This is a genomic window from Nocardioides sp. Root1257, from assembly GCF_001425175.1.
Classification (GTDB): domain Bacteria; phylum Actinomycetota; class Actinomycetes; order Propionibacteriales; family Nocardioidaceae; genus Nocardioides.
The window spans coordinates 569,268-582,516 of the sequence record NZ_LMDV01000009.1 but is presented as its reverse complement, the minus strand read 5'-3'; the positions used below and the strand labels follow the sequence as shown (position 1 = coordinate 582,516).

General features: G+C 71.2%; 13 protein-coding genes. 6 read left to right on the top strand and 7 right to left on the bottom strand.

Features of this window, described 5'->3' with window-relative positions; all coding sequences use genetic code 11:
- Positions 1–5: 5 nt before the first annotated feature.
- From mctP to ASC77_RS16930, 7 genes are all read right to left on the bottom strand, one after another.
- On the bottom strand, positions 6–1,646 hold the full coding sequence (gene mctP / locus ASC77_RS16960) for a monocarboxylate uptake permease MctP (RefSeq protein WP_056155556.1): 1,641 nt from the start codon (positions 1,644–1,646) through the stop codon (positions 6–8).
- Positions 1,643–1,948, bottom strand: a complete 306-nt coding sequence (locus ASC77_RS16955; protein ID WP_056155553.1) for a DUF3311 domain-containing protein — start codon at positions 1,946–1,948, stop codon at positions 1,643–1,645. The genes mctP and ASC77_RS16955 overlap by 4 nt, the downstream gene beginning before the upstream one ends.
- Before the next feature lie 82 nt (positions 1,949–2,030).
- Positions 2,031–2,417, bottom strand: a complete 387-nt coding sequence (locus ASC77_RS16950) for a DUF1707 domain-containing protein (RefSeq protein WP_056155549.1) — start codon at positions 2,415–2,417, stop codon at positions 2,031–2,033.
- Complete coding sequence (locus tag ASC77_RS16945) at positions 2,410–3,141, bottom strand: PadR family transcriptional regulator (protein WP_056155546.1); 732 nt, start codon at positions 3,139–3,141, stop codon at positions 2,410–2,412. Before ASC77_RS16945 ends, ASC77_RS16950 begins: the two co-directional genes overlap by 8 nt.
- 97 nt (positions 3,142–3,238) lie before the next feature.
- Positions 3,239–5,152, bottom strand: coding sequence for a M3 family metallopeptidase (locus tag ASC77_RS16940; protein WP_056155543.1), 1,914 nt, complete (start codon positions 5,150–5,152; stop codon positions 3,239–3,241).
- On the bottom strand, positions 5,149–6,381 hold the full coding sequence (locus tag ASC77_RS16935) for an RNA polymerase sigma factor (protein WP_056155539.1): 1,233 nt from the start codon (positions 6,379–6,381) through the stop codon (positions 5,149–5,151). The genes ASC77_RS16940 and ASC77_RS16935 overlap by 4 nt, the downstream gene beginning before the upstream one ends.
- Before the next feature lie 2 nt (positions 6,382–6,383).
- Positions 6,384–6,737 (bottom strand): YciI family protein, encoded by a 354-nt coding sequence (locus ASC77_RS16930; RefSeq protein WP_056155537.1) that lies wholly within the window; start codon positions 6,735–6,737, stop codon positions 6,384–6,386.
- A gap of 113 nt (positions 6,738–6,850) precedes the next feature.
- On the opposite strand from ASC77_RS16930, the gene ASC77_RS16925 reads away from it, so the two are divergent.
- The 6 genes from ASC77_RS16925 (at position 6,851) to ASC77_RS16900 (ending at position 13,240) form a co-directional block, all read left to right on the top strand.
- Positions 6,851–7,444 carry a maleylpyruvate isomerase N-terminal domain-containing protein gene (locus tag ASC77_RS16925; protein WP_056156565.1) on the top strand — a complete coding sequence of 198 codons (594 nt, stop codon included), beginning with the start codon at positions 6,851–6,853 and terminating at the stop codon, positions 7,442–7,444.
- Between the two features lie 4 nt (positions 7,445–7,448).
- The gene (locus ASC77_RS16920; protein WP_156391146.1) at positions 7,449–8,459 is read left to right on the top strand and encodes a glycoside hydrolase family 6 protein; all 1,011 of its coding nucleotides are present in this window, start codon (positions 7,449–7,451) and stop codon (positions 8,457–8,459) included.
- Positions 8,460–8,464: 5 nt separating this feature from the next.
- Complete coding sequence (locus ASC77_RS16915) at positions 8,465–8,821, top strand: hypothetical protein (protein ID WP_056155531.1); 357 nt, start codon at positions 8,465–8,467, stop codon at positions 8,819–8,821.
- Between the two features lie 146 nt (positions 8,822–8,967).
- The gene (locus ASC77_RS16910) at positions 8,968–9,954 is read left to right on the top strand and encodes a hypothetical protein (RefSeq protein WP_156391145.1); all 987 of its coding nucleotides are present in this window, start codon (positions 8,968–8,970) and stop codon (positions 9,952–9,954) included.
- A gap of 336 nt (positions 9,955–10,290) precedes the next feature.
- The gene (locus ASC77_RS16905; RefSeq protein WP_156391144.1) at positions 10,291–11,970 is read left to right on the top strand and encodes a hypothetical protein; all 1,680 of its coding nucleotides are present in this window, start codon (positions 10,291–10,293) and stop codon (positions 11,968–11,970) included.
- 118 nt (positions 11,971–12,088) lie between these two features.
- A complete protein-coding gene (locus ASC77_RS16900; protein ID WP_156391143.1) occupies positions 12,089–13,240 on the top strand; it encodes a hypothetical protein in 1,152 nt (383 codons plus the stop codon).
- Positions 13,241–13,249: the final 9 nt, after the last annotated feature.

Below are 13,249 nucleotides of genomic sequence, written 5' to 3'. Positions count from 1 at the left end.
CACTACTAGGCGTGCACCGGGGTCTCGGGGGAGAGCTCGTCCTCGACACCCGGGTCGCCGGCGTCGGCGTGGAAGTCCTGCGGACGCGTCTGGTCGACCCCCTCGTCGACCTTCATCGCACGCAGCACGACGGTGAGGACGACGGAGACGAGCAGGTTGACGAGCACGGCGACGACCGCGATGTAGACCTTCGTCTCCGTGCCGGGGAAGTTCACCAGCGGGCCACCGAAGTGGTCCTGCACGGGCGACTTCACGCCGTACGCGAGCCAGGTGCCGTAGGCCATGCCGGCCGCCCAGCCCGCGAAGAGCGCCCACCGGTGCATCCACCGCGTGTAGAGCCCGATCACGATCGCGGGCAGCGTCTGCAGGATCCAGACCCCGCCGAGCAGCTGGAGGTTGATCGCGAAGTCCTTCGACAGCGCGAGCACGAAGACCAGCGCGCCGAACTTCACCAGCAGCGACACCAGCTTGCTCTGCGTCGCCTCCTGCTTGGGCGTTGCGCTGCGGTTGATGAAGGCCCGGTAGACGTTGCGCGTCCACAGGTTCGCCGCCGCGATCGACATGATCGCCGCCGGCACCAGCGCGCCGATGACGATGGCCGCGAACGCGACCCCAGCGAACCACGGGCTGAACTGGTCCTCGAAGAGCTGCGGCACCGACTGCTGCGGGTTGTCGACCTTGACACCCGCCGCGATCGCGACGAAGCCGAGGAGGGCGAGCAGCCCGAGCAGGAAGGAGTACGCCGGCAGCAGCGCCGCGTTGCGGCGGATCACCGAGCGGCTGCGGGTCGATAGCACACCGGTCACCGAGTGCGGGTACATGAACAGCGCCAGCGCGGACCCGAGCGCGAGCGAGGCGTAGGCCCACTGCAGCGGCTGCGGCGGCATGGTCGCCTTCGGGGCCGCCTGGCCAGCCGCGATGGCGTCGGCGTTGGTGGCGTTCGACTCGTTGAACCCGTCCGTCACGGTCTGGAAGATGTGGTCCCAGCCGCCGATCTGCGACGGGATGTAGAAGACCGCCACCAGGATCACGATGTAGATGAGCGTGTCCTTGACGAACGCGATCAGCGCCGGGGCCCGCAGCCCGCTGGAGTAGGTGTAGGCCGCGAGGACCACGAACGCGATGAAGAGCGGCAGGTCCTTCACGAACCAGCTGCCGGTGTCGGTCCCGATGCCCATGACCTGGAGGACGACCTGCATGCCGACGAGCTGGAGCGCGATGTAGGGCATCGTCGCGAGGATGCCGGTCAGCGCGATCACCAGGGCGAGACCCCGACTGTCGTAGCGACCCTGCACGAAGTCGGCCGGTGTCACGTAGCCGTGCCGGTGGCTGACCGACCAGAGCCGGGGCAGGAAGAGGAAGATCAGCGGGTAGACCACGATCGTGTACGGCACCGCGAAGAAGCCGACCGCGGAGCCGGCGTACAGCGTCGCCGGCACGGCGATGAAGGTGTACGCCGTGTAGATGTCGCCGCCGATGAGGAACCAGGCGATGAAGGTGCCGAAGCCGCGACCGCCGAGGCCCCACTCGTCGAGGCTGTCGAGGTCGGCGCGGCGCCAGCGTGCCGCGGCGAAGCCGAGCACGGTGACGAGCAGGAACAGGAAGATGAAGACGCCGAAGACGACGCCGTTGACGTTGTCGATCACCGCTCGTCACCGGCCTTGCGGTCGGTGCCGGTGCCGTCGGGCTCGGGCGGCAGTCCGTGGCGCACGCGGTCGCGGCGGTCGGCCTCCCTGGCGATCAGGTACGCCGGGAGGGTGAGCGCGACGGCCAGCAGGATCAGCGCGAACTGGAACCAGTAGTAGAAGGGGAAGCCGAGGAAGGTCGGGTCCTCGCGGTCGTAGAGCCCGACCCACAGCGGCAGGACCACCGCGGGGACGAGCAGGACGTAGACGAGAGCCCAACGGCTCGAGGAGGACGAGCCGCTGGGTGCGGGCGCGTCGGACATGGACACCTCCGAGATAGGTCGTGGTGACGCTCGTCACCACTCGAGAGCCCCTACCCACTCGGTGTCGTCCGAACACCCCCCGTCAGCTGGACCAGTAGCCGCCCCGGCCGTGCCCGGCGAAGCGGTGGCGCCGCCGCGACACGACAAAGACCACGGCCAGCACGCCGAGCAGCAGGAACGGCACGTGCGTGAGCACGGTGAGCACCCCGAGCACGGCCAGCACCACGAAGAGCGGACGCGGGAAGCGTCCGGGACGGAACGCTCGGGGTGAGCGCTCCGGCGTACGCGCGGGGCCGGGGAGGTCCCGGAAGACCGGTTGGAGCTCGGCGCGGGTGCGAGCCGCCCAGACCTGCTCCAGCCGCTCGGCGTGCTCGTCGGCGGTGATCCGGCCCTGGGCGAAGTGCTCGCCCAGGGCCGTCGCCGCGAGCTCGCGCTCGGCGTCGCCGATGCGCAGCTGCTCGTCACTCATCGGACTGCTGCTCCTCGGTGTCGTCCTCGGTGTCGTCCTCCGCGACGTCGCCGTCGGCGAGCAGGCCGTAGAGGCGGCGCCGGGTGTCGGCGAGGATCTCTGCGGCGGCCGCCCGCTGCTGGTCGCTGCCGGTCGTGACGATCTGCCAGACCGCGCCCATGACCTGGCCGATCTCCGGCTTGAGGCCCGCGAAGGCGTCACCCTCGGTCGCCGGGTCCTGCTCGAACGGCGCCCACACGGCGGCGAGCTCGTCGGCGTGCTCGGTGACGTACTCCTGCCCGGCGGCGGTGAGCCGCAGGCTGCGCCGGCCGCGGGAGTCGTCGGTCTCGACGAGGCCCTCGTCCTCGAGCTGCGAGATGGTCGGGTAGACCGACCCGGGGCTCGGGCGCCAGGCGCCCTTGCTCTTCTCGGTGATCTGCTGGATCACCTGGTAGCCGTTGATCTCCTCCTCGTTCCACTGCGCGGTGCGCACGACGTCGAGGATGGCGGAGCGGACGTCACCGCGACGGACCCGCGGCCCGCGCTGACGCTCGCCCTGGGCGAGGCCGAAGAGGCCGGCGACCCACGGCGGCGGGCCGGGGTGTCCGGGGCGACCGAAGCTGCCCGGCCCCATCCCGCCCCACGGTCCGCCGCCGCCCCAGCCGCCGCCTCGGCGGCCTCCGTGCTGACGGCGCTCGCCCTCGGCGTACTGCGCCCACTGTCGGTTGAATCCCTTGTGTCCCATGACAGGACTCCTTTCGAATGTCTGAGTATCGCAACTGTTACGCGATATATCGTGACTGTACGCCGACAGTGGTGGCGACACAACTCGTTTCAGACACCTACCGGGCCAGCCAGGCGGCGTACGCGTCGAAGGTGTACGGCCGGCCGAGGAAGTCGGCGACCAGGTCCGCGGCATCGGAGGTGCCGCCGGGGGCGAGCACGCGATCGCGGTAGCGGGCGGCCACGTCGGGGGCGAAGAGGTCGTCGGGGTCGAAGGCCGAGAAGAGGTCCTTCGCGATGACCAGGGACCACATGTAGGTGTAGTACGCCGAGGAGTAGCCGCCGAGGTGACCGAAGCTGGCGAACATGTGGGTGCCGTCGATGTAGGCGAAGGGCGAGTAGCGGGCCTGGAGCTCGCGCATCGCGGCGGTGAGGTCGGCGGGCCGGTCGGTGTGGAACCAGTACGACATCGCGGCGTAGAACATCTGGGTGCGGGCCTGGTAGCCCTTGCCGAAGTCGTCGGCCGCACGCATCCGCTCGACCAGGTCGGCCGGGATCGGCTCGCCGGAGGCGTCGGTGGCGAAGGTCCGGAGCACGTCGGCGTCCCAGGCCCACTCCTCGAGCATCTGGCTCGGCGCCTCGACGAAGTCCCACTCGGTGGCGACGCCGGCGAAGCGGGTCCACTCCCCCGACCCGGCGAGCACGTGGTGCAGCAGGTGCCCGAACTCGTGGAAGAGGGTCACGACGTGGTCGTGCTCCATCAGGCCGCGGGAGAAGTTGCAGACCAGGACGCCCTCGGCGAGCTGTCGGTCGGCGAGCCCGTCGACGAGGGTGAACTGCGCGGCGTGCTTGTACTTCCCGTCACGCGGGTGCAGGTCGAGGTAGATCCGCCCGATCCGCCCTCCGTCGAAGCGGACGTCGTACGCCGCCACCTCGTCGTGCCAGAGGACCGCGTCGGACACGGGCTCGTAGGTGACGCCGAAGAGCCGAGCGGTCACGTCGAGCAGGCCCTGCTGGACCTTGGTGAAGTCGAAGTAGGTGCGCACCCGCTGCGAGTCGACGTCGTGCCGCTCCTGGCGCACGAGCTCCTCGTAGTAGATCGAGTCGGCGGTGTCGATCGCCTCCGCGCCGGGCACGTCGCGCCGGTAGCGCTCGAGCAGCAGCTCGAGGTCGCGCCGCATCGGCTCCGCGGCGGCCTCCGCGATCCGGTCGATGAACTCGGGGATCGCCGGGCCCTTCTTGATCATCTTCACGTCGGCGTCGTACGACGCCCAGTCGGCGTAGCCGACCAGCGTCGCCAGCTCCTGGCGGAGCGCGAACATCTCGTCGAGCAGCGGCCCGTTGGCCGGCCAGCCGCGCTCGAGGAACGCGACCGTGACCTGGCGACGGACGTCGGCGTCGTGCACGAACATCCGCGCCGGGAGCGAGTCCGGATAGTCGGACGTGACCGCCACCAGGCCGTCGTCGTCGACGGGGTGCTCGTCGAGCCAGTCCTGGGGCAGCCCGGCGAGGCGGTCGGGGGTGACCCGCACGGTCCGGACGTCGTCGCGGATGGTGCGGCCGAACTCCTGACCGACCTCGGTCAGCCGCTCGTTGATCTCCGCCAGGCGCGCGCGGGTCGCGTCGTCGAGGTCGACGCCGGCCCGGCGGAAGTCGTCGAGCGTCTTCTCGAGGAGCCGCGCGGCGCTGGCGTCGAGGCCAGTCGGGTCGGCGGCCGCGAAGATCTCGTAGAGCGCCCGGTCCTGGCGCAGCTCGGTGACGAACCGGTCCACCTCGACCTCGCCCTGCTCGCAGGTCGTGCGCACCTCCTCGGCCGGGTGCACGTTGGCGAACAGCGAGGCCAGCGCGGCCACGTTGCTCAGCTCCCGGGAGATCTCGTCCCACTGCCGCAGCAGGTCGAGCGTCGTCTCCGGCGGCGTCGTCCGGAGGTCGTCGACCAGTCCACGGGCGGCGGCCAGCCCGTCGCGGGCTCGGGTCTGCGCCCAGTCCTGGGCGTCGGCGGCGGCGGGCAGCGCGAGGGGCGACAGCGTCATGGCGCCAGACTGCCACGCCGACGGGAGAGGTAGGCCCGCTCGGCGGCGTTCTCGGTCGCTGCGATCGCCGCGTCGTACGCCGCCCGCGCGTCCGCGCTGCGACCGAGGCGGCGCAGCAGGTCGGCGCGCGTCGCGTGCCAGGCGTGGTACGTCGTGAGCTGCAACCGGTCGACCTCGGAGAGCGCGAGCTCGGGGCCGTCGAGCTCGGCGGTCGCCACCGCGCGGTTGAGGGCGACGATCGGGCTCGGCGCGACGGCGTACAGCTGGCCGTAGAGCGTCGCGATCTGCGACCAGTCGGTGGCCGAGGCGATCGGGGCGTCGGTGTGCACGGCGTTGATGGCGGCGAGCAGCTGGTACTGGCCTGGTCGGTTGCGAGCGAGACACTCGCGCACCAGGCCGTGGCCCTCGGTGATCAGCGCCCGGTCCCAGCCGCCGCGGTCCTGCTCGTGCAGCGGGACCAGCTCGCCGCCGGCGACCCGGACCGACCGGCGCGCCTCGGTGAGCAGCATCAGCGCCAGCAGGCCCGCGACCTCCGGCTCGTCGGGCAGCAGCCCCCGCAGGATCCGGGCGAGCCGGATCGCCTCCGTCGTCAGGTCCTCGCGCACCGGGTCGGCGTCCGGCGACGACGAGAGGTAGCCCTCGTTGAAGACCAGGTAGACGACGGCGAGCACCGCGCCGAGCCGGGCCGGCAGGTCCGCAGCCGCCGGGACGCGGAAGGGGATGTGGGCGTCCTTGATCTTCCGCTTCGCCCGCGTGATCCGTTGCGCCATCGTGGTCTCCGACACCAGGAAGGCCTGGGCGATCTCCGGCACGGTGAGACCGCCCAGCAGCCGGAGCGTCAGGGCGACCCGGGCGTCCGGGGCGAGGGCCGGGTGGCAGCAGGTGAAGATCAGCCGCAGCCGGTCGTCCTCCACGAGCCCGGTCGGCTCGTGGGGGGTGTCGTCGTACGTCATGAGTGCCGCCTGGTGCTTGGCGTCGCGGTGCGACTCCCGTCGGATCTTGTCGATGGCGCGGTTGCCGGCGGTCGTCGTCAGCCAGCCGCCCGGGTTCGGCGGTACGCCGTCGACCGGCCACCGCTCCAGCGCCACGAGCAGCGCCTCGGCAGCGGCGTCCTCGGCGATGTCGATGTCACCGAAGCGCCGGACCAGGGACGCGACGACGCGGCCGTACTCGTCGCGGTAGATCCGTTCGACCGCGCCGAGCGCGTCGGTCCCGTCAGGCCCGCCCACGGTCAGGCGGGAGCGTCCTGGAACGGGCGCACCTCGACGCGTCCGGCGCAGGCCTTGGACCCCTCGGCCGCCCAGGCGAGAGCCGCGTCGAGGTCGGCCGCCTCGATGATCCAGAAGCCGCCGATCCACTCCTTGGACTCGGCGAACGGCCCGTCGGTGACGACCGGCTCGTCGGACCGTCCGTCGACGGTCGTGGTCGCCTCGATCGGGGCCAGGCCACCGGCGAACACCCAGGCACCGGCGGCCTGGAGCTTCTCGTTGAACCGGTCGACCGCGTCGAAGATGGGCTGCATCTCCTCCGGGGACATGTCGATGTCGGTGTCGGAGCCGTTCACGGACAACAGGTACTGCGTCATGGGTCTCTCCTCCGGGGTGGGCCCCCAGCGGGCCCGTCACCAGTACTACGAACGTGAAGTCGTCGGTACGACACCCTTCCTCAACTTCTCCTGATCTGCCTACGGTGACGGGCATGACCGACTGGGGTGACCTCTACCGCGCGAACGTCGATGCCGTCTCCCGGCTGGCGGGCGACCTGGACGACGCAGCACTCACGACCACGGTGCCGGCGTCGCCCGACTGGACGGTCCACGAGGTGCTCGCGCACCTGGCCGGCGGCCCGGCCGACGCGATCGCCGGGCGGATGGACGGCGCGCCCGGTCCCGCGTGGACGGAGGCCCACGTTGCGCCGCGACGGGGTCGGCCGGTCGACGAGCTCACCGGGGAGATGCGGGCCAACCTCGACGCGGTCGCCGCGTCGACCGTCGACAACCCCCGACCGGCGATCGTGTGGGACGTGGCCGTGCACCACGCCGACCTGCACGAGGCGCTCGGGCTCGGCGTGCTGCCGGAGCCGATGTGGGCGCCGGTGCTGGCGGCGGTCGCCCCGATGAAGTTCGGTACGGCGGGCGTGCCGGAGGACCTCGACGACTACGAGCTGTTCCGCGCGCTCTTCTCGCGCCGCTCCCGCACCCAGATGCAGTCCTGGGGCCTGCCGCTGTCGGCCGACCAGCTCGACGACCTCTGCATCTTCGGCCCCCGTGAGGACGATCAGCCCGTACCCTGAGGTGGTGCTCCCTCGGACTCTGCGCGCCCTCGTGCCGGTGCTGGCCCTCGCCATCGCCGTCGTGGGGCTCGGCGCGCCCGTCGAGGGACAGGTCCGGGTCGCCGGCGGCCGGCACGTCGTCGAGAAGGCCAAGCCGGCGGCGAAGAAGGACCCCCGCAAGACCCGTGGGCTGTTCGTCGACCCGTTGATGAAGGCGGCGCAGGCCGGTGCGGAGTTCCGCCCGATCGGCAAGCGCGCGCAGCCGTTGTGGATCACGGACTACTACCACTCACCGGGTGCCGCGAAGCGGGCGACCGCCGGCTACGTCAAGCGGGCCGCCAAGGCGCACAAGACACCGCTCCTCACGGTCTACAACATCCCCGACCGCGACTGCGGGATGTACTCGTCGCAGGACGACCAGATCACCGACGGCTACTACCGGCGCTGGGTCACCAAGCTCGCGGCCGGCATCGGCAGCTCGAAGCCGATCGTCATCCTCGAGCCGGATGCGATTCCCTTCATCGGCAACCCGGCGTGCACCGGCGTCGGTAACCGGCTCGGTCTGCTCGCGTTCGCGGCGAAGAAGCTGACCAAGGCCGGCGCCTGGGTCTACCTCGACGCCGGGCACTCCGGCTGGCAGACGCCCGAGCACATGGCGCCGCTGCTGAAGAAGGCCGGCATCCGGTACACCCGCGGCTTCAGCACGAACGTCGCCAACACCCGAGCGACGGTCGACGAGCAGGTCTACGCCAAGGGCCTGATCGGGCAGTTGCGGAAGGTCGGCGTCAAGGGCAGTCACTACGTGATCGACACCGGCCGCAACGGCGCCGGTCGCAACGGCCCGGCGAACGGCGACGTGTGCAACCCCCAGGCGGCCAGGCTCGGCGCGAAGCCCCAACTGGTGTTCAAGGGCGCCTTCGACGGCAACCTGTGGGTCAAGAACCCCGGGGAGTCGGACGGCGACGGGGCCAACTGCAGCGGCGGCCCGCCCTCCGGCACCTGGTGGCCGGACTACGCCCGGCTGTTGATGAGCTGACGCCGATGGCGACGTACGCGGTCAACCCCGACGCCGTCGCCCACTGCCGTGCGCTGATCGACAAGAGGCAGTACGTCCTCGACAGTGACTGGGGCGACGTGCAGCCGGACGCCGAGGCGCAGAACGCCTACCTCGAGCGGCACTCGTGGGACGAGTACGCCGCCTGGCACCTCGGCCTCACCGAGGGTGCGAACGACGAGACCAAGGCCCGGCACGCGTTCGTCTACGGTGACCTGCGCCGCGTGCACCGCTCCGGGCTGATCGCGTGCGTCTACCGAGCCGCCGAGTGGCGGCACAAGAAGGTGGAGCTCGCCGCGCACGACCTGCTCCAGCACCTCGACCGGACCGCCGGCATCGAGTAGAGCCGGACGTGAGCGACGCCCCGCGGGCGACGCCGCCATACCCAACTTCGGGTTTGTCCGGCCGCACGCGCGGCCAGCACAGTGACACGCGTCACTGATCCGACTCAGTGACGCGCGTACCTGACGTCGTCAGAGAGGCCACCCCCATGCATCGTCGACTCACGAGGACGGCGGCGGTGCTCGCCGCCCTGTCCGTCACGACCCCCGCGCTGCTCGCGCTCTCCGCCACTCCGGCCTCGGCCGGCACCTCCAGCGGGTCGATCACCTGCACGAACCCTCCGGGGACGCCGGCCGGCACCCCGGACGCACCGTTCGACCTGAGCGTCGTGGCGACGCCCCCGTCGACAGCCCCGGCTTCGGGCGGGGCCTACGCCGTGACCGGTGATCTCACGGTCACCGTCCCGGGCACGGTGGTCGGCGGCTTCGTGGCCATGGCCGGCTCGAACGCCGTCGGGTTCGCCGGCGGCAGGTTCGCGCTGGACGCGACCCACACCACCGGCACGTTGACCACCCCCAACCTCGGCGCGAAGCCCAGCGTGCCGATCACGAACTACGACGCGGGCACCAAGACCGCCGATCCGATCAGCTTCACCTTCACCGGCGTGACCTTCAGCGGTGCCACTGTCGCGGGCGCGAGCGGTGACACCGTGGCCGTCTCGCTCTCGTCGAACCAGGCGGCCAGCGGCCTGGCGCTCTCGGTGCAGGGATCACTCAACCTCACCCTCGGCTGGGGCACCGCGGACATGGGCCCCGCCGGCACGATCCAGCCGACGGGCGGCTCGTGCGCGGCGGTGGGCGCTCCCTTCCCGTCGCTCGGATCTACCACGCTGGACACCTCGGCACCACTCGTCCTCACGAGCACCGCGAAGCCGAAGGTGGTCGGGACGGCGAAGGTCGGGAAGACACTGACCTGCAAGCCCGGGTCCTGGTCCCCGGCGCCCACGACGACCACCTTCCAGTGGCTGAGGGACGGCAAGGCGATCAAGAAGGCCGCCAAGGCGAGGTACAAGGTCGTGAAGGCCGATGCACGGCACCGGCTGAGCTGTCGGGTCTCGGTCGGCAAGACCGGCTACCGCTCCGCGACGGCGACGTCCGCCCCGACCAAGAAGGTGACGGCGCCGAAGAAGCGCTGACACCGCAGACCCGAGAGGGCCCGTTCGCTACCCCCCGACGAACGGGCCCTCTCGCCTGCCCTCCGGCCGTCGGGAGCGCCGCCCATGGCCGGGCCGTGGACGTGGACGGATACCCGATTTCGGGTTTGTCCGGGCTTCGGGCACAACGCCAGAGTGACGCGCGTCACTGACACGCCTCAGTGATGCGTGTGCGTGGACGGCGGGGCGCGGCCCGGCAACCACGCAAGGCGTGCTCCCAGGAGGTGAGGCCCCGGACCGAGGAGGCCGCGTGTACCCCCCGCATCGCATGCGGTCGCTCTCCAGCACGATCAACTTCCAAGAGAGGCAACACTTCCCATGCATCTTCCACAGAGAAGGACGCTGGCGGCCATCGCCGCCGTATCCCTGACGACACCGGCGGTCATGGTGGCCGCGACGTCGCCGGCGGACGCACTCCAAGGGATCAACGTGACGGTCGCGAGCAACAACCCCGCGAGCGTCGTCATCCCCATCGACGGCCAGGGCACGTACTTCATCAAGAACGCCGCCGTGGGCGACGTCCTCACCTTCACCCCGGCGACCACCACCCCGTTCTCGGCCATCGCCCAGGCGAGCGGCGCGGCCGGCCTGGTGCCGCCTGCCCAAGCGCAGGCCTTCGCCAACATCCCCGGCGCGGTCCTCGGCTCGTTCACGGGCGGCGCAGGTGCGAACTTCACCCTCGCGAACTACTCCCTCGCTGCGCCGTTCGCCAGCTTCGGCGTGTCCGGTGGCCAGATCAACCAGAGCGTCGCGGACGCCGGTCTGGCGGCCGTCGCCGCAGTGGCGAACGCTGCCACCCAGGAGCAGTACTCGGTCGTCCAGATCCAGTTCGGCAACCAGAGCCCGAGCCAGGCACCCACGCTGACGGCGACGAACTCGCAGGCCGGCGGCACGGTGACCCTCGGCGGCTCGCACTTCTGGGGCATGCCGATCACCGGTTCCACGGCTCCTACCGTCCTGCTCGACGGAACGACGCCTCTCAACTCGAGCGCTGTCTCGACCTCGCCGGCGACCCTCAACGCCACCACCGGTGCTCTCGCGCCGGGTGGTGTCCCCAGCGGCACCGTGACCCTGCCAAACAACCTCGCGGCTGGTCCGCACACGCTCACGCTGGTGCAGCCGAACGGCACGCCCTACAACGGCAACGCACCGGCAGCACTCGGTGGGACCCAGGCCCTGGCGGCAACCGCGACCTTCACCGTCGCCGGGCCGACCGCGACCGCCACCCCGGCCACCGCGCAGGACGGCACCGTGGTCAGCATCGTGGGTGACAACTGGGCGCCGGGCGGCGCTGCCACGCTCGCCCTGACCAACGGCACGTCCACCGGCACGGCCACGGTCAACGCCGCCGGCCACCTCACCGGCTCGATCACGGTGCACACCGCGACCGACGCGCTCGGCTCGAACGACGTGGTCGTCACCCAGACCGGCTCCGGCCTGACGGCGACCGCGGCGCTGAACATCTCGTCAATCCCGACGCTGCACCAGACGATCACCACCCAGGTGTCGCCGGGCAGCGGTCTGGGTGACGCTCAGAGCGCCTCGACGGTCAGCATGGGCAACACCGTCCTGAACGGCCACCAGCAGACCAGGTCGGGCAACCTGAACACGGTCACCGTCACCGACACCCGTGGCACCAACCCCGGGTGGACCCTCACCGGTCAGCTCGCGGGTGACTTCATCAACGCCACCCCGGGCAACGAGAACGGCAACACCCACGCGACGGGCGTCGAGCCCAACTCGCACAACCGGATCCCGGCGAGCAACCTGTCGTGGACTCCCGGGGTGTCCCTGGCCGACCCGACCGACGGTCTGGTCGGTGACGTGGCCGCAGGAGCGCCGGCAGCGCTGTCGAAGTCGACGGCAAGGACGCTCGCCATCGCCGGCCTCGGCGGTGGTGGCGGCACCTGGCAGGCAGACGCCGCGCTCAGCCTGATCGTGCCGTCGTACGTCAACAACGGCGTCTACAGCGCCACGCTCGACCTCGTCCTGGGCTGACCTCGGGACGAGCGCAGGACAAGCACCACCCGGCGGGACGGCGATCATGCCGTCCCGCCGGGCACTCCGCTCAAGACGGTGCAGGGACGGACCTAAGGACACGCAGAGGGGGATGGACATGGTCGGGGTCACGAGAAGGTCGTCCACACGGGTCGCGGTGCTGGCGATCGGCCTGGTGCTGATCTCGGGCATGTCGTCGCTCTCCCGCAGCGGACCGTCCGAGTCCGCGACCGCTGCGGAGACCGCTCCGACGAGCGCGGCGGCCACGGCGACCGCGCCGACGCCGACGTGCCCCAGGCCGAAGCTCACGTCCACCCGTGCCACGGGCGGTACGACGCAGTTCGGCTGGCTGCTCCAGCCGGGGCCCAGCACCACCCAGCAGCGTGACTGGCTCCAGTACAACGTCACCGCCGGGACGGTGATCTGCGACTCGGTCACCCTGACGAACTCGTCCCGACGGGCCGTCAGCGTGCAGCTCTACGCCGCCGACGCCTACAACATCGCCGCCGACGGGGGCTTCGCGTTCACGGCGTTCCACCAGAGGACCCGGGGCGTCGGCACCTGGATCACGTTGCCCATCACGAAGGTCACCGTGGCGTCCGGACGGGCGGTCACGATCCCGATCGTCGTGCGGGTGCCCGCGACAGTGACCCCCGGCGACACGGCCGGCGGTGTCGTCGCGCGGGAGACCCGGGTGCGACACGGCCAGAAGGTCTCCGGCGTGGACGTCGGCGTACGCGCCGGAGTGGGCGTGCGGCTGTACGCGAACGTCGCCGGTGTACGTCGCCCCGAGCTGTCGCTGACCGACCTCGAGCTCCACCTGCGCGGCGGTCTCCTCTCCCGGTTCCTCGGGTCCAGCACGGCGATCGTGACCTACCGGGTCGGCAACGCGGGGAACGTACGACTCTCCCCGACGTCCGGCGGCAAGGTCACCACGCGCACCAGGACGATCGGCTTGCCCGAGCACGAGTTCGCCGAGCTGTTGCCGGGCAGTCCACGGATCGCCGTCGAGGACAGCGTCCACGGCCTGCGCTGGGGCAGCCTGATCGGTCGCGTGCGCGTCGAGGTGACCGTCACCGCCGACGGCGCCGAGGCCGTGACGATGGAGAAGAGCGTGTGGCGGGTCCCCTGGCTCTCGCTGATCGCGCTGGCCGCAGCGATCGCGTTGATCGCGACCGTCCTGGTGGTCCGGCGCCGCCGGCACCGGGTGACCGGGGACGTCGCGAAGGACGCGGAGGACGCCGAGGAGCTCGACCCGGTCGCGTCGTAGAGGCCCGGG